The 15,272-nt window shown below is 67.4% G+C and carries 14 protein-coding genes; 4 read left to right on the top strand and 10 right to left on the bottom strand.

Annotation, left to right across the window (positions count from 1 at the left end):
* Window positions 1-4: 4 nt before the first annotated feature.
* Complete coding sequence (gene tal / locus HHL11_RS32230) at window positions 5-952, bottom strand: transaldolase (protein WP_169422740.1); 948 nt, start codon at window positions 950-952, stop codon at window positions 5-7.
* A gap of 142 nt (window positions 953-1,094) precedes the next feature.
* On the opposite strand from tal, the gene zwf reads away from it, so the two are divergent.
* The 3 genes from zwf to HHL11_RS32215 all read left to right on the top strand — a co-directional run bounded on the left by zwf (window position 1,095) and on the right by HHL11_RS32215 (window position 4,999).
* The gene (gene zwf / locus HHL11_RS32225) at window positions 1,095-2,552 is read left to right on the top strand and encodes a glucose-6-phosphate dehydrogenase (RefSeq protein WP_169422739.1); all 1,458 of its coding nucleotides are present in this window, start codon (window positions 1,095-1,097) and stop codon (window positions 2,550-2,552) included.
* Window positions 2,546-3,394, top strand: coding sequence for a MurR/RpiR family transcriptional regulator (locus HHL11_RS32220; protein WP_169422738.1), 849 nt, complete (start codon window positions 2,546-2,548; stop codon window positions 3,392-3,394). The genes zwf and HHL11_RS32220 overlap by 7 nt, the downstream gene beginning before the upstream one ends.
* A 63-nt stretch (window positions 3,395-3,457) precedes the next feature.
* Entirely contained in the window at window positions 3,458-4,999 is a 1,542-nt protein-coding gene (locus tag HHL11_RS32215) for an alkaline phosphatase D family protein (protein WP_169422737.1), read from the top strand.
* Here the strand turns inward: HHL11_RS32215 and HHL11_RS32210 are convergent.
* The 8 genes from HHL11_RS32210 to HHL11_RS32175 form a co-directional block, all read right to left on the bottom strand.
* A complete protein-coding gene (locus tag HHL11_RS32210; RefSeq protein ID WP_169422838.1) occupies window positions 4,996-6,033 on the bottom strand; it encodes an ABC transporter ATP-binding protein in 1,038 nt (345 codons plus the stop codon). The genes HHL11_RS32215 and HHL11_RS32210 overlap by 4 nt on opposite strands.
* An 8-nt stretch (window positions 6,034-6,041) precedes the next feature.
* The gene (locus HHL11_RS32205; protein WP_169422736.1) at window positions 6,042-7,010 is read right to left on the bottom strand and encodes an ABC transporter ATP-binding protein; all 969 of its coding nucleotides are present in this window, start codon (window positions 7,008-7,010) and stop codon (window positions 6,042-6,044) included.
* Window positions 7,007-7,939, bottom strand: a complete 933-nt coding sequence (locus HHL11_RS32200; protein WP_169422735.1) for an ABC transporter permease — start codon at window positions 7,937-7,939, stop codon at window positions 7,007-7,009. The genes HHL11_RS32205 and HHL11_RS32200 overlap by 4 nt, the downstream gene beginning before the upstream one ends.
* 53 nt (window positions 7,940-7,992) lie before the next feature.
* Window positions 7,993-9,576, bottom strand: coding sequence for an ABC transporter substrate-binding protein (locus HHL11_RS32195; protein WP_169422734.1), 1,584 nt, complete (start codon window positions 9,574-9,576; stop codon window positions 7,993-7,995).
* 47 nt (window positions 9,577-9,623) lie between these two features.
* Window positions 9,624-10,856, bottom strand: a complete 1,233-nt coding sequence (locus HHL11_RS32190; RefSeq protein ID WP_169422733.1) for a M20 aminoacylase family protein — start codon at window positions 10,854-10,856, stop codon at window positions 9,624-9,626.
* The gene (locus tag HHL11_RS32185; protein WP_169422732.1) at window positions 10,856-11,836 is read right to left on the bottom strand and encodes an ABC transporter permease; all 981 of its coding nucleotides are present in this window, start codon (window positions 11,834-11,836) and stop codon (window positions 10,856-10,858) included. The genes HHL11_RS32190 and HHL11_RS32185 overlap by 1 nt, the downstream gene beginning before the upstream one ends.
* 92 nt (window positions 11,837-11,928) lie before the next feature.
* Window positions 11,929-12,666, bottom strand: coding sequence for a DUF3047 domain-containing protein (locus HHL11_RS32180; RefSeq protein WP_240980526.1), 738 nt, complete (start codon window positions 12,664-12,666; stop codon window positions 11,929-11,931).
* A gap of 81 nt (window positions 12,667-12,747) precedes the next feature.
* A complete protein-coding gene (locus HHL11_RS32175; protein ID WP_169422730.1) occupies window positions 12,748-13,839 on the bottom strand; it encodes a porin in 1,092 nt (363 codons plus the stop codon).
* Between the two features lie 309 nt (window positions 13,840-14,148).
* On the opposite strand from HHL11_RS32175, the gene coq7 reads away from it, so the two are divergent.
* Complete coding sequence (coq7, locus tag HHL11_RS32170) at window positions 14,149-14,766, top strand: 2-polyprenyl-3-methyl-6-methoxy-1,4-benzoquinone monooxygenase (RefSeq protein ID WP_169422729.1); 618 nt, start codon at window positions 14,149-14,151, stop codon at window positions 14,764-14,766.
* A gap of 2 nt (window positions 14,767-14,768) precedes the next feature.
* Here coq7 and HHL11_RS32165 read toward each other — a convergent pair whose 3' ends face one another.
* Complete coding sequence (locus HHL11_RS32165; protein ID WP_169422728.1) at window positions 14,769-15,218, bottom strand: OsmC family protein; 450 nt, start codon at window positions 15,216-15,218, stop codon at window positions 14,769-14,771.
* Window positions 15,219-15,272 lie beyond the last annotated feature (54 nt).

Here is a 15,272-nt window from a genome sequence, read left to right as displayed (position 1 = left end):
GGACTCAGATCGCCTTCAGCAGGTTTTCGAGCTTCACCGCGTCGACGGCGAAGGCGCGGATGCCCTCGGACAGCTTCTCGGTGCCCATCGCGTCTTCGTTCAGCGCCCAGCGGAACTGCGCTTCGTCGTAGTTCACCGGGGCGATCTTCATCGCCTTGGCCTGGGCGGGATCGAGAGCGCGCTGCACCGGCGCCTCGCTCGCGGCCAGTTGCGCCAGCAGCTCGGGGCTGATGGTCAGCAGGTCGCAGCCGGCCAGGGCCAGGATCTGGCCCGTGTTGCGGAAGCTCGCGCCCATCACCTCGGTGCGGATGTCGAAGTGCTTGTAATACTCGAAGATCTGCCGCACCGACTTGACGCCTGGGTCGTTGGCACCGGAGCTCGCGGCCTCGTCCCAGTTGCTGCCCGCGCTCTTCTTGTACCAGTCGTAGATGCGGCCGACAAAGGGCGAGATGAGCTGCACGCGCGCCTGGCCGCAGGCCACGGCCTGGCAGAAGGAGAACAGCAGCGTCAGGTTGCAATTGATGCCGCGCTGCTGAAGCCGCGCCGCTGCCTGGATGCCTTCCCAGGTGGAGGCCACCTTGATCAGCACGCGGTCGATGGGCACGCCGGCCGCCTGGTACAGCTCGATCAGGCGCTCGCCGCGAGCGATGGTGGCATCGGTGTCGAAACTCAGGCGAGCGTCCACTTCGGTGGAGACGCGGCCCGGGATGTGCTGCAGGATCTCGGTGCCGAAGCGCACGATCAGCCGGTCCATCTGCTCGTCGAGCGGCTCGTTGTGGTGGCGCTGCAGCGTCTCCTCGGCCAGGTGCTTGTACTCGGGCTTCTGCACCGCCTTCAGGATCAGCGACGGGTTGGTGGTGGCGTCCTGCGGCCGGAATTGTGCGAGCTGGCGGAAGTCACCGGTGTCGGCCACGACCGTCGTGTACTGCTTCAAGGCGTCCAGTTGGTTCATGCCGGCAATTATGGTGCGGCCCTCGCTCGGCCGTGGTTCGACCTCGGCACGTAAGTAACGGAATTACACCCTCGCTCAGCCGCCCATCGGCTGCTGTCGCTCTGCTTGCCCACGGCCATGAAACTAAGTTACATTGAAGGCCATGAGCTTCGACCTAGTCCTGTTTGGCGGCACCGGCGACCTCGCCTGGCGCAAGCTGATGCCCGCCCTGTTCCAGGCCTTCCGCCACGGCAGCTTGCCGGAAGGTGGCCGCATCATCGGCATCGCCCGCGATGACCTCAGCGACGCGCAGTACCGCGAACTCATTCGCTCCCGCTTCGACGCCGTGGACCTGGCCAAGCGGCCGACGCCGGAAGAGTTCGAGCGCTTCGCCGGCCTGCTGCACTTTGTCCGCCTGGACCTGTCGCAACCCAAGGACTACCAGAACCTCGCCAGCATGCTGCGCGAACGCCGCGCCGACACGGTGGTAATGTACCTGGCCACCGCGCCCAACCTGTTCGCCACCTGCGTGCAGCAGCTGGCCGCCGCCGGCCTGAACCGGCCCAACACGCGCCTGGTGCTGGAAAAGCCGCTGGGCCACGACCTCGAATCCAACCGCGCCATCAACGAGGCGGTGCGCAAGGTCTTCCCCGAAAAGCAGATTTTCCGCATCGACCACTACCTGGGCAAGCCGGCGGTGCAGAACCTGTTCGCCATGCGCTTCGGCAACGCGGTGTTCGAGCCGGTCTGGCGCCGCGAACACATCTCCAACATCCAGATCACCATCGCCGAGGAACTGGGCGTGGAGAAGCGCGGCGCTTTCTACGACCAGACCGGCGCGCTGCGCGACATGGTGCAGAACCACGCGCTGCAGCTGCTGTGCGCCATCGCGATGGAGCCGCCGATCAACGCGCATGCCGACGCGATCCGCGACGAGAAGCTGAAGGTGCTGCGCTCGCTGAAGCCCTGGACGCCCGAAATGCTGGACCAGCACGTGGTGCGCGGCCAGTACGCCGGCGGCGTCATCAACGGCCAGCCGGCGCCGGCCTACCGCGAGGAGCCGGGCGTGGACCCGGAGAGCAACACCGAGACCTTCGTCGCGCTGCGCGCCGACATCTCCAGCTGGCGCTGGGCCGGCGTGCCCTTCTACATCCGCACCGGCAAGCGGCTGGCCGAGCGCGAGGCGCACATCGTGGTCAACTTCCGCGAAGCGCCGCACGCAATCTTCAATGCGCCGCCCGGCGCCACCAACCGGCTCGTCATCCACCTGCAGCCGCGCGACGGCCTGGAGATGCACATGCTGGCGCAAGGCCAGGACAACCGCCGCAGCAATGGCCACACGCTGACGCCGGTGCACCTGGACCTGGACTTCGACAAGCGTTTCGGTTCCGAGCGCGTGGGCGCCTACGAGCGCCTGCTGCTGGACGTGATCGCCGGGCGCCTGAACCTGTTCGTGCGCAGCGACGAACAGGAAGAAGCCTGGCGCTGGGTCGAGCCGATCATGGAGCACTGGGGCAACGACACGCGCGGTCCGCGGCCTTATGCGGCCGGCACCTGGGGGCCGTCGGCGTCGTCGGCCATGATCGCGCGCGATGGCTTCTGCTGGGCTGAAGAATGCTAGATCGGATCAAGGCCTCCATGCCCTCGCTGGCGCCCGCGGAGCAGCGCGTGGCGAAGCTGGTGCTCGGAGACCCGCGCGCCTTCGCCAACCTGCCGGTCAGCGAGCTCGCCGACCGCGCGCACGTCAGCAAGCCGACGGTCGTGCGCTTCTGCCGCAGCATGGGCTACGACGGCCTGTCGGACTTCAAGCTGAAGCTGGCGGGCAGCGTGAGCGAGGGCGTGCCCTTCATCCACCGCAGCGTGGACCCGGACGACAAGACCAGCGACGTGATGGTGAAGGTGATCGACAACGCCGTCGCCGCCTTCCTGAAGTACCGCAACGACGCCAGCACCTTCGCGATCGAGAAGGCGGTGGAGGTGCTGGCTGCCACCTACAAGACGGGGCGGCGCATCGAGTTCTACGGCGCCGGCAACTCCGGCATCGTGGCGCAGGACGCGCAGCACAAGTTCTTCCGGCTGGGCGTGAACACCATCGCCTACAGCGACGGCCACATGCAGGTGATGGGCGCCACCTTGCTGGGGCCGGGTGACTGCGTCGTCGTCGTCTCCAACTCGGGCCGCACGCGCGACCTGATGGATGCCTGCGACATTGCGCGGCGCAACGGCGCCACCACCATCGTCATCACCGCCACCGGCTCGCCGCTGGCCACCGCCGGCCACATCCACCTGGCGGCGGACCACCCCGAAGGCTACGACCGCTACAGCCCGATGGTGTCGCGGCTGCTGCACCTGCTGATCATCGACATCCTGGCCACCACAGTGGCGTTGCGCATCGGCGGCGGCAGGCTGCAGCCGCTGTTGCGGGAGATGAAGAACAACCTGCGGACGAAGCGTTACGCGTAAGCGTCACGCAGCTGTCGCGATCGCGCCTTAGCGTGGACGATTTGCGTCCACGAGGAGGAAACAATGATCGATCGCCGACATTTCCTGAAGTCCACCGCCGCCGGCCTCGCCGCACCTGGCATCGTCGCCGCGCAGTCCGCGCGTCCCGCCGCCGCCCAGGGCCTGCAGCTCGGCGACCCGCTGGGCGACCGCCTGATGGTGTGGAGCCGCAGCGACATGCCGGCCCGCATGGTCGTCGAGTGGTCCACCGACGCGCGCTTCGCCAACGCCACCCGCATCGTCGGACCTTACGCACTTGAAAGCAGCGACTTCACCGCGCGCCAGGACCTGAGCGGCCTGCCGCAGGGCCGCGAGGTGTTCGTCCGCGTCAGCTTCCAGGGCCTGGACAACGAACGTGCCATCGGCGAGCCGGTGATTGGCCGCACGCGCATTCCCGCCGGCAAGCCCGGGTCCATCCGCTTCCTGTGGGGCGGCGACACCGCCGGCCAGGGCTGGGGCATCAACCCGGACTTCGGCGGCATGCGCATCTACGAATCCATGCGCAGGCGCGAGCCGGCCTTCTTCATCCACAGCGGCGACACGATCTACGCCGACGGCCCGATCAAGGAGACCGCCACCGCCGAAGGCGACCAGGTGTGGAAGAACATCGTCACGCCCGAAGTCGCCAAGGTGGCCGAGACCCTGGACGAATTCCGCGGCCGCTACCGCTACAACCTGCTGGACGCCAACATGCGCCGCTTCAACGCCGAAGTGCCGCAGATCTGGCAGTGGGACGACCACGAGGTGATGAACAACTGGTCGGACTCCAAGTCTGTCATGGGCGACGCGCGCTACACCGAGAAGAACGTGCCGCTGATGACGGCGCGCGGCGCCCGCGCCTTCTTGGACTACGCGCCGATGCGGCCCTTCCAGGCCAGCGAGTCGCAGCGCGTGTATCGCCGCTTCTCGTACGGGCCGCTGCTGGAAGTGTTCGTGCTGGACATGCGCAGCTACCGCGGCCCGAACGGCTACAACCGGCAGGAGCAGCCGGGCCCCGACACCGCCTTCCTGGGCGCCGAGCAACTGGCCTGGCTGCAGCGCGGGCTGGCCAGCTCCAAGGCGACGTGGAAGGTGGTCGCGGCCGACATGCCCATCGGCCTCGGCGTGCCGGATGGCAAGGACGCGCAAGGCCGCGACAGGTGGGAGGCCGTCGCCAACGGCAACGGCCCGGTGCTGGGGCGCGAGTTCGAGTTCGCGCAGCTGTTCTCGTTCCTGAAGCGGCACAAGGTGCGCAACGTGGTGTGGCTGACGGCGGACGTGCACTACGCCGCGGCGCACTACTACGACCCGAAGCAGGCGGTGTTCCGCGACTTCGACCCGTTCTGGGAGTTCGTCGGTGGGCCGCTGCACGCGGGCACCTTTGGCCCCAATCCGCTGGACAACACCTTCGGGCCGCAGGTGGTGTTCCAGAAGGCACCGGCTGCAGGCCAGGCGAATCTCTCGCCGCTGGCGGGGATGCAGTTCTTCGGCGAGGTGAACGTCGATGCGCGCGGGCTGGCGGTGGACCTGCGGGACATCGAGGGGAAGTCGCTGTTCCGAAAGGAGATTGCGCCGCAGCGCGCCTAGATCCGGCCCTCTTCCACCGCGTGGCAAGCCACGCGCACGCCAGCAATCTCGAGCAGTGCGGGCCGCTCGACGCGGCACCGCTCGTTCGCATGCGGACACCGCGGATTGAAAGCGCAGCCGCTCGGCGGATTCAACGGGTTCGGCACCTCGCCCTGCACCGGCGTGCGGGCGCGGCCGGTGTCGTGCATCTTCGGGATCGCGTCCAGCAGCATGCGCGTGTACGGATGCCGCGGCTGCCCGAACAGCTGGTGCTTGCCAGCCAGTTCGACCAGGCGACCGAGGTACATCACGCCAACCTGGTCGCTCACGTGCCGCACCACCGCGAGGTTGTGCGAGATGAACAGGTAGGTCAGGCCGCGCTCGCGCTGCAGGTCCTTCATGATGTTGAGGACCTGCGCTTGCACGCTCACGTCCAGCGCGGACGTGGGTTCATCGCACACCAGGAACTCGGGCTGCGTCGCGAGAGCGCGCGCGATCGAGATGCGCTGCCGCTGGCCGCCGGAAAACTGGTGCGGGTACTTCACCATGTCCTGCGGGCTCAGGCCGACGGACGCCAGCAGTTCGCCCACGCGCGCCTTCAGCTGCGCGGGGTCGGTGACGAGCCCGTGCTCCTGCAGTGGCTCGCCGACGATGGCTTCCACCTTCCAGCGCGGATTCAGGCTCGCATACGGATCCTGGAAGATCATCTGGATGCGGCGGCGCAGCTTGCGTCCTTCGCCCGACTTGTACGCTGCATGCGCGTCCTGGCCGTCGAACGTGAGGCCGCCGCGCGAGGGCTCGTACAGGCCCACCAGCAGGCGTGCCACCGTGCTCTTGCCGCAACCCGACTCGCCCACCAGCGCCAGCGTCTCGCCCGCGCGGATGTCGAAGCTGACGCCATCGACGGCATGCAGCAGCACGCGCGGCTTGCGTTCGAGGACGCGGTTGAGCCAGGGCGGGGAGACGTCGAAGGCCTTGGCGAGGTCGCGGGCCTGGACGAGGGGTGCATTGGTGGTGGGTGCCGCGGCTGCGCGCGCCGGCAGTCCTGCGTCCATCACGGTGGTCATGCCGCCTCCGCGTCGTGCAGCCAGCACGCGGCGCGCGTGGCGCCGGCGTTCAGCAGGTCGGGCCGCTGCTGCGCGCAGCGCTCGAAGGCGCGCGGGCAGCGCGGGTTGTAGGCGCAGCCGCGCGGGATGGCGTTCAGGCGCGGCATCGCGCCGTCGATCTGGTTCAGGCGCTCGCGGTCCGTTTCCATGTCGGGGATGCTGGCCATCAAGCCCAGCGTGTAGGGATGCGCCGGCTGGTTGATCACCTCGTGCACCGGGCCGATCTCCGCGATGCGGCCCGCGTACATCACGGCCACGCGGTCGCAGGTCTCGGCGATCACGCCCATGTCGTGCGTGATCAGCATGACCGCCGCGCCGCGGTCGCGGCAGATGCGCTTCAGCAGCTGGATGATCTGCGCCTGGATCGACACGTCCAGCGCGGTGGTCGGCTCGTCGGCGACGATCAGCTTCGGCTCTGCCGCCAGCGCCAGCGCGATCACCACGCGCTGCCGCATGCCGCCGGAGAACTGGTGCGGATAGTGGTCGATGCGCTGCGCCGCCGCCGGGATGCCGGTGTCTTCCAGCAGGCTGATGGCGCGCCGGCGCGCCTCCGCCGCATTCACCGGCAGGTGCGCCTGGATGGTCTCCACCAGCTGGCGGCCGATGGTGTACAGCGGATTCAGCGAAGTCAGCGGGTCCTGGAAGATCGCCCCGATCTTGCGGCCGCGGATATGCCGCATCTTGTCGTGCGGCAGGTGGTCGATGCGCTGGCCTTCCAGCAGGATCTGCCCCGAGGCCACGCGCCCGGGCGGCTCCAGCAGGCCGATGATGGAAGCGCCCGTGAGCGACTTGCCCGCGCCCGACTCACCGACCACGCCCAGCACTTCGCCGGGCGCGATCTCGAAGCTGATGTCGTCCAGCGCGCGCAGCGTGCCGCGGCGCGTCGGGAATTCGACGACGAGGTTCTGGACTTGCAGAAGACTCATCGCAGCCTCGGGTTCAGTGCGTCGCGCAGCCAGTCCCCGAGCAGGTTCACCGACAGCGCGATCAGGATCAGCATGAGCCCGGGGAAGACAGCGATCCACCACTGCCCCGACATCAGGAAGTCGTTGCCGTTGCGGATCAGGGTGCCCAGCGAAGGCTGCGTGGGCGGCACGCCCACGCCCAGGTAGGACAGCGTGGCTTCGGTGATGATGGCCGTGGCCACCTGGATGGTGGCGAGCACCAGCACCGGCCCCAGCACGTTGGGCAGCACGTGCCGCCGCATGATGCGCATCGGCGGCACGCCGGTGACGCGCGCGGCCTGCACGTATTCCTTGTTGCGCTCCACCAAGGTGGAGCCGCGCACGGTACGCGCGTATTGCACCCAGCCGGTCAGCGTGATCGCCAGGATCAGCACGCCGAAGGCCACCGTGTTCGCGGCGTTCGGAAACAGCGCGCGGCCGACGCCGGCGATCAGCAGCGCGATCAGGATCGCCGGGAAGCTGAGCATGACGTCGCACAGGCGCATGAGGAAGCCGTCGACCCAGCCACCGAAGTAGCCGGCCGCGAGGCCCAGCGCGACGCCGATCAGCGTGGACAGCAGCACCGAGACCACGCCGACTACCAGCGATACGCGGGCGCCGTACATCAGCACCGACAGGATGTCGCGGCCCTGGTCGTCGGTGCCCAGCAAGTAGTGGCGCGCGCCGTCCCCGGGCCGCGGCATCGCGTGCGCCTCGAGCGCCGGCGGCAATTGCGCGTGGCTCAACTCCAGCGTGGAAATGTCGAAGGGGTTGTGCGGTGCCACCCACGGCGCGAACACCGCGCAGAACACGCACACGAAGGCGATCACCGCCGCCGCCATCGCCACCGGCGAAGTGCGGAAGCTGTAGCCGACGTCGCTGTCGAACCAGCGCTGCAGGGCTGCTTTCATCGATGCCAATCAAAAAGGCGCCGCGGGCTCGTGACCTGCGGCGCCGAACACCATCAGGAAGGATTCTTCTTGAGGCTGATCCACTTGAAGGGCATGTAGTTGTCCGCCCGCTGCGTGATCTCGACCTTCTTGCTGATGCCCCAGGCCAGGGCCTGCTGGTGCAGCGGCAGGTGGCCGATGTCGTCCGAGTGGATCTTCATCGCCTCGGCGATCATGGCGTCGCGCTTCTTCTGGTCGGTCTCGGACTGGATCTGCTTGATCAGCTTGGTCTGCGCCGGGTTACAGTACGCACCCAGGTTGAACTGGCCGGCGCCGGTCTCGTCCGGGCACGCCATCAGCGAGTTCAGCGCGTCGTGCGCGTCATAGGTCGATGGCGTCCAGCCCAGCATGTAGAAGCTGGTGTCGCGGCGCAGCACCTTGGGGAAGTAGGTGACCTTGGATTCGGCAACCAGGTTGATCTTCACGCCCACGCGCGCCAGGTTGGCGGCCACGGCCTGGCAGATGCGCCCATCGTTGACGTAGCGGTCCGTGGGGCAGTTCAGCGACACCTCGAAGCCGCTCGGGTAGCCGGCCTCGGCCAGCAGCTTCTTGGAAGCTTCCGGGTCATAGGGCAGGCGCTTGTTCATCGCCGGGTCGAAGCCGTGCACGCCGGGGCCGATCATCAGCGCCGTCGGCTTGGAAGCGCCGCGCATCACGGTCTTCTGGATCGCGTCGATGTCGATGGCCTGGTAGAAGGCCTGGCGTACGCGCTTGTCCTTGAAGGGGTTCTTGCCCTTCACGTTGGAATAGAGCAGCTCGTCGCGCTTCTGGTCCATGCCCAGGAAGATGGTGCGCAGCTCGGGGCCCACCATCACCTTGGCGTTGGCGGAGGCGTTGATGCGCTCGATGTCCTGCACCGGCACCGGCTCCATCACGTCGATCTCGCCGGACAGCAGCGCAGCCACGCGGGTGGCGTCGTTGCCGATGGGGGTGAAGATCACCTCCTGCGCATTGCCTTCGATCTGGCCCCAGTAGTTGCCGTTGCGCACGAAGGTCGTGCGCACGTTGGGCTGGCGCTCGCGCAGGCGGAACGGGCCCGTGCCGTTGGCGCGGAACGAGGCGGCGTTTTCAATGCCCTTGCGGCGGTCCACCGGCTTGGTGGCCTGGTTCTCCTCGCACCACTTCTTGCTCAGGATGTAGGTGGTGGTGAGCTGGCTGGGCAGGATGGGGAAGGGCGACTTGGTCTCGATCTCGATGGCGTAGTCGCCGACCTTGCGCACTTCCTTGATGTCGTTGACGTTGGCCTTCATGTCCGAGCCTTCGCCGGCGGCGCGCGCGAAGGAGAACACCACGTCGTCGGCGTTGAAGGGCTTGCCGTCGTGGAACTGCACGCCCTTGCGCAGCTCGAAGCGCCAGACGGTGGGCGAAGTCTGCTTCCAGGAGGTGGCCAGCGCCGGGGCCAGGCTCAGGTCCTTGTTGCGGCCCACCAGCGGCTCGTAGACGTTGCCGGTGACGGACAACTGCAGCGACTCGTTGAGCGAGTGCGGGTCCATCGACATCGAGTCGCCCTGGTTGGCGATACGGACCGTCTGCGCCTGCGCGACGGCGCCCGCGGCGACCAGCACGGCCGCCGCGATGAAGTGAGTCTTGAACAGCATGGTCTTGGCTCCTTTTTTGGAAGTGATGCCTGGGGGAGAGAATCGTTTCAGGCCGGGTGGGCCAGCGGCATGCCCTGCTCGACCAGGCCGGCGTGCAGCGCCGAGCCGAGGGGCAGGATCTCGTCGTTGAAGTCGTAGCGCGTCATGTGCAGCATGCAGTTGCCTTCGCCGCCCTGCCCGATGCGCAGGTAGGCGCCGGGCTTCACCTGCAGCATGAAGGAGAAGTCCTCGGCGCCCATGCTGGGCTCCATGTCGCGCGTGACGCGTTCGGCGCCCACCAGCGACTCGGCGACGCTGGCCGCGAACTCGGTCTCGCGCGGCGTGTTGATGGTGGCCGGATAGATGCGCTCGTAGTGCACCGAGGCGGTGGCGCCGAAACCCAGGGCGACCGCGCTGCACAGCTCGTTCAGGCGGCGCTCCACCATTTCCTGCACTTCGGGGCGGAAGGTGCGCACCGTGCCCACCAGCGTGGCCTTGCCGGGGATCACGCTCATGGCATGCAGGTCGCCGGCGCTCATCGCGCACAGGCTGATCACCGCGCCGTCGACCGGCTTCACGTTGCGCGAGACGATGCTCTGCACCGCCGTGATGATGTGGGCCGCCACCACCACCGGGTCGACGGCGAGGTACGCATGCGCGCCGTGGCCGCCCTTGCCGGTGATCTCGATGGTGATGCGGTCGGCCGCGGCCATCATGGCTTCGTGCCGGATGCCGAAGCAGCCTGGCTTGAGGCCCGGCCAGTTGTGCATGGCATAGACCGACTCCACCGGGAAGCGCTGGAACAGGCCGTCTTCGATCATGGCCTTGGCGCCGGCGAAGCCCTCCTCGCCCGGCTGGAAGATCAACACCGCGGTGCCGTCGAAGTTGCGCGTCTCGGCCAGGTAGCGCGCCGCGCCCACCAGCATGGCGACGTGGCCGTCGTGGCCGCAGCCGTGCATCATCCCGCTCTTGGTGGACTTCCACGGGAAGTCGTTGCCCTCGGTCATGGTCAGCGCGTCCATGTCGGCGCGCAGGCCCATCATCTTGCCGCTCTTGTTGCTGCGGCCCTTGATGATGCCGACGACGCCGGTCCGGCCGATGCCGGCATGCACTTCGTCGACGCCGCACAGGCGCAGGGCTTCCTGCACGCGCGCCGAGGTGTAGACCTCTTCGAAGCCCAGTTCGGGGTGGGCGTGCAGGTCGCGCCGCAGCGCGGTGAGTTCGGGATGGAACTGCGCGATATGCGCGAACGGGCGCCCATGGGCAAGGGGCGCGCGCGTGGGCGCGACGGGAGCGAGCATCAATGGCCTCCGGCCGTCCCCACGCGCAGGCGCGGGTCCACGGCGAAATACAGAAGGTCCACCACCAGGTTGATGAGGACGAAGATCAAGGCGATCAGGCACAGGTAGGCGGCCATGATCGGGATGTCGGCGAAGGTCACGGCCTGGATGAACAGCAGGCCCATGCCGGGCCACTGGAACACCTGCTCGGTGATGATCGCGAAGGCGATGAGGCCACCGAGCTGCAGGCCGGTGATCGTCATCACCGGCACCAGCGTGTTCTTCAGCGCATGGCCGAAATGGATGGCACGGTCGGACAGGCCGCGCGCGCGGGCGAACTTGATGTAGTCGGTGCGCAGCACCTCCAGCATCTCCGCGCGCACCAGCCGCATGATCAGCGTGAGCTGGAAGATGGCCAGGGTGAGTGCGGGCAGCACGACGTGCATCCAGCCGTCCCGGGTGGCCAGGCCCGTGCTCCACCAGCCCAGGTCCACGGTAGCGCCGCGGCCGAAGCTGGGGAACCAGCCGAGCGTCACCGCGAACACCAGGATCAGGAGGATGCCGATCAGGAAGGTGGGCAGCGACACGCCCAGCAGCGACACCGTCATGAAGACCTGGCTGAGGAAGTTGCCGCGCCTGAGCGCCGCATACACCCCCATCGGAATGCCGAGAGCGAGCGCCAGCACCGCGGCCACCAGCGCAAGCTCGAAAGTCGCGGGGAAGCGCTCGGCGATCAGGCGCGAAACCTTGGCGCCCTGCCGCAGGCTGAGGCCGAACTCACCTTGCACCGCATTGGCGAGGAAGTGCCAGAACTGCACGAAGAAGGGCTGGTCGAGCCCGAGGTCCGTGCGCAGCTGGCGGATCTGGTCCGGCTTGGCGTCCTGCCCGAGGAGGAACACCACCGGGTCGCCAACGTACTGGAACAGCAGGAAGGCGATGAACGCCACGACGACCATCACGACGATGGCCTGGATCACGCGGCGCAGGATGAAGGCGATCATTGTCGGGAGGCTAGGCGGCGGCCCATGCTAGCAGAGCAATCCGCGTGCCGGACCCGGGGTTTCCTTGACACCTAAACGATCAACAAGCGCGCTCAACGCACCAGTTTCACGGGCCCGTACCAGGCTTGCGCCTCCGAGCGCGTGTTGTCGCTGTCGGTCATGATGCCCACGCCGACCAGGGCTCCAGGCGCCTCGCCGAAGACGCGTTCGTAGTCGGCGCGGATGTCGCGCTCGTATTCGAGCCAGTGGTTCAGGCGTCGCGGCCCGCTCTCCACCACCAGCTTGCGGATGCGGTCGGTGCGCGGGCTGCGGATGACGCTGCCGGGTTCGCGCTGGTTGCACCACACGTACATGAGCGTCGCGTAAGGCAACTCCTCGCCGGTGAGCACGCGCGCCAGTTCGGACAGGGCCGCGTCCTTGGCGGACAGCTTCGAGCGGTCGCCTTCGAAGACGAGCACCACGCGCACGGGCGCATCGTCCTTGTCGCGCAGCGCCATGTCGGCGTCTGCGATCAGGCCCGGCACTTTCCAGGAGAAGCGCACGCGGCCCAGGTCATGGGGTTCGATGCGCACGTCATGCCGCAGCATGCTGGCCGAGGACTGCGCCTTCACCGCGATGGCGTCGCGGCCGTCGATGCGTGCGTAGCGGAATTCGGTGGGGGTCTTGCCGGGAAACGCCTGGTGCGTCCACGGATGCACGCTCGAACCTTGCGAAGCTCGAGCCCAGGGAGAGCCGGTGACGGTGTCGGGCGCCGTGGCCGGCGGTTGCGTGGCACATGCGGCCAGCAGCAGGAGCAGCGCGGCGGCGGCCGCGCGCGACAGGTACTTCATCGTGTGGCCCATAAAAAAGCCGCCCGAAGGCGGCTTTCAAGTTTCTTTTTTTCTGCAGCGGCCTTGCGGCCGCTTCGAAAATTAGAAGCTGTGGCGGATACCGATGTCCAGGCCGGAGGCGGACTCATTCACGCCGGTCAGGGCGCCGTTCAGGCCCAGGGCGGAACCGTTCTTGTTGGACTGGTGAGCGTACGTCGTGTACACGGCGGTACGCTTGCTCAGGTTGTGCACGTAGCCCAGGGCCCACTTGCTGGATTCGGGGCTGGCAACGGCCGGGGAGGCGTTGAAGTCAACCTTGAAGCTCGAGTAGGCGATGCGGATTTCGCCCGGGCCCACGGGGATCAGGCCACCGATCAGCCAGCCGCGGCCGTCCGTGGCACCCACGGAGTCGGCTTCGTACTGGCCCATCAGCTTGGCAACGCCGAAGTCCCACTGGCCGGCGATGTTGTTCTGGTGGATGCCGCCCACAACGCTGTTGCGGGTGTAGCTGACGGCGCCAGCCACGTTGAACGGACCGGAGGCCCAGCCCACGCGAGCAGCGTAGCCCGTGCCGTCACGGTGGTTCGCGCCGCTGTTGGACTGGTTCTCGCCAGCGTAGTACTGGGCTTGACCGTAGAAGCCACCCAGACGGGCCGGCAGGAAGTAGCCGATGCTGTTGGAAGCGCGAACGGCGTTCTGGCCGGTCAGGCTGGTGCCGACGGCTTGCGTCAGAGCGGTACCAACGCCGTTGGTGCCGAACGGATCGAAAATCGTGCGGTTCCAGAATTGCGGCGTGTAGTCACGGCCCAGGCGCACTTCACCCCAGTTGCCAGCCAGGCTGACGGTGGAGCGACGGTTGAAGGTCAGGCCTTGCGTGCCAGCCGTGGCGGTGGAGGTGCCGGTGGTCTGGTTGTTGGTGTTGGTGTTGGAACCAGTGCCGTCATCGTTGTTGACGCCGGCTTCCAGCCAGAAGGAAGCGGACAGGCCGCCACCCAGGTCTTCCGTGCCACGGAAGCCCAGACGCGAGCTGTTGTAGCCCGAGTTGGTCAGCTGGAAACGGTGGGAAGAGCCGGCGCCGTTGCCCTTGCCCCAGGCCAGGGTGGCGTCAACGATACCGAACAGGGTGACCGACGACTGGGCGGAAGCCGCACCCGCGGCAGCCATCACGGCCAGCGCAATCAGGGACTTTTTCATGCAAGTTTCTCCAAGGTTAAACATAGGGCTCCGGTTCGCATGAGGGTCGGAATGCAGGCACGTTCTTGTCCCCACCGGATCCCCGGGCCAACCTCCTTTTGGGAAGTTGTTGCTATTGCACCAGACGGCTGGGGGTGGCGCAAAGAAATTAACCCGGCGCGCAGCGTTTCGTTGCACATGGACAACAAGGCCGGAACGGTTGAGTGGAACTCACACAACACCCCTCGGCGATGGTTTCGCATCGCAAAAACGCGAGCCCTTGCCTCATCGCAAACCCTGCGATGCGGTGCACGCACTAAACTGAATGCCATGGACCGAGTTCTGGGGGCGCTGGACAGCGCATTGCGCACACTCTTCGCCCAGCCGCGTGCATCGCGGCCCTGCCCCGTCGTGCCCGCGGACGACACGCATCTTGGCGCATCGGAGCGCAGCCATGCGGCCGCACTCATGCGCGTCAATCACGTCGGCGAGATCTGCGCGCAGGCTCTTTACACAGCGCAGGCGATGGCCACGCGCGACCCGCAACTGAAAGCGCATCTGGAGAAAGCCGCGCGCGAGGAAACGGACCACCTGGCGTGGACCAAGTCGCGGCTCGACGAACTGGGCTCGCGCCCTTCGCTGCTCAATCCGCTGTGGTACGCCGGCGCCTTCAGCCTCGGGCTCGTCGCGGGCCGCTTCGGCGACCCGGTGAGCCTGGGCTTCGTCATCGAGACGGAGCGGCAAGTGGAAGCCCATTTGCAGAGCCACCTGGAACGCCTGCCCGCGGGCGACCACGCATCCCGCGCGATCGTCGCGCAGATGAAGGACGACGAGGCAGCGCACGCCGAGGCCGCCGCGCACGCAGGCGGCGTGGAACTGCCGCGTCCCGTGAAGTCAGCGATGCGCGCGGCCGCACGCGTGATGACGACGACCGCGCACTACATCTAGTGCTACTCCTCGACCAGCTCGAAGCTGGTCGTCATCTCCGCCGTCTTCGCGAGCATCGCGCTCGCGGAGCAGTACTTCTCGTGGCTCAGCGCAATCGCACGCTCCACCGCGGGCGCCGGCAGCGCCTTGCCGCGCACGGTGAAGTGCATGTGGATCTTGGTGAATACTTTCGGATCAGTCGCCGCGCGCTCCGCGCTCAATTTGACCGAGCAGCCGCGGATGTCGTGGCGGCCGCGCTTCAGGATCAGGACCACGTCATAGGCGGTGCAGCCGCCGGTGCCGGCCAGCACGGTCTCCATCGGCCGCGGGGCCAGGTTCTGGCCGCCGTTCTCCGGCTTCGCCGCGTCGGGCGCGCCATCCATCATCAACACGTGGCCGGTGCCGGTCTCGGCAAGAAAGCCCATGCCCGAGCGCGCGCCGCTGGCGCCGGTCCATGTGACTGTGCATTCCATCCTGGTTCCCTCTCTTACGCGGCGTTTCCGCCAACAATCCCACAGATCGCGTTG

The sequence above is a fragment of the Ramlibacter agri genome (assembly GCF_012927085.1).
Classification (GTDB): domain Bacteria; phylum Pseudomonadota; class Gammaproteobacteria; order Burkholderiales; family Burkholderiaceae_C; genus Ramlibacter; species Ramlibacter agri.
This window is presented reverse-complemented; position numbering and strand designations above follow the sequence as displayed.

Bases quoted from the DNA above. Each gene is read 5' to 3' on its own strand.
- coq7 (WP_169422729.1), top strand. From the start codon at position 14,149: ATGGACCGAGTTCTGGGGGCGCTGGACAGCGCATTGCGCACACTCTTC.
- HHL11_RS32175 (WP_169422730.1), bottom strand. From the start codon at position 13,839: ATGAAAAAGTCCCTGATTGCGCTGGCCGTGATGGCTGCCGCGGGTGCG.
- HHL11_RS32190 (WP_169422733.1), bottom strand. From the start codon at position 10,856: ATGCTCGCTCCCGTCGCGCCCACGCGCGCGCCCCTTGCCCATGGGCGC.
- HHL11_RS32215 (WP_169422737.1), top strand. From the start codon at position 3,458: ATGATCGATCGCCGACATTTCCTGAAGTCCACCGCCGCCGGCCTCGCC.
- HHL11_RS32205 (WP_169422736.1), bottom strand. From the start codon at position 7,010: ATGAGTCTTCTGCAAGTCCAGAACCTCGTCGTCGAATTCCCGACGCGC.
- HHL11_RS32185 (WP_169422732.1), bottom strand. From the start codon at position 11,836: ATGATCGCCTTCATCCTGCGCCGCGTGATCCAGGCCATCGTCGTGATG.
- zwf (WP_169422739.1), top strand. From the start codon at position 1,095: ATGAGCTTCGACCTAGTCCTGTTTGGCGGCACCGGCGACCTCGCCTGG.
- HHL11_RS32165 (WP_169422728.1), bottom strand. From the start codon at position 15,218: ATGGAATGCACAGTCACATGGACCGGCGCCAGCGGCGCGCGCTCGGGC.
- tal (WP_169422740.1), bottom strand. From the start codon at position 952: ATGAACCAACTGGACGCCTTGAAGCAGTACACGACGGTCGTGGCCGAC.
- HHL11_RS32220 (WP_169422738.1), top strand. From the start codon at position 2,546: ATGCTAGATCGGATCAAGGCCTCCATGCCCTCGCTGGCGCCCGCGGAG.
- HHL11_RS32180 (WP_240980526.1), bottom strand. From the start codon at position 12,666: ATGAAGTACCTGTCGCGCGCGGCCGCCGCCGCGCTGCTCCTGCTGCTG.
- HHL11_RS32200 (WP_169422735.1), bottom strand. From the start codon at position 7,939: ATGAAAGCAGCCCTGCAGCGCTGGTTCGACAGCGACGTCGGCTACAGC.
- HHL11_RS32210 (WP_169422838.1), bottom strand. From the start codon at position 6,033: ATGGACGCAGGACTGCCGGCGCGCGCAGCCGCGGCACCCACCACCAAT.
- HHL11_RS32195 (WP_169422734.1), bottom strand. From the start codon at position 9,576: ATGCTGTTCAAGACTCACTTCATCGCGGCGGCCGTGCTGGTCGCCGCG.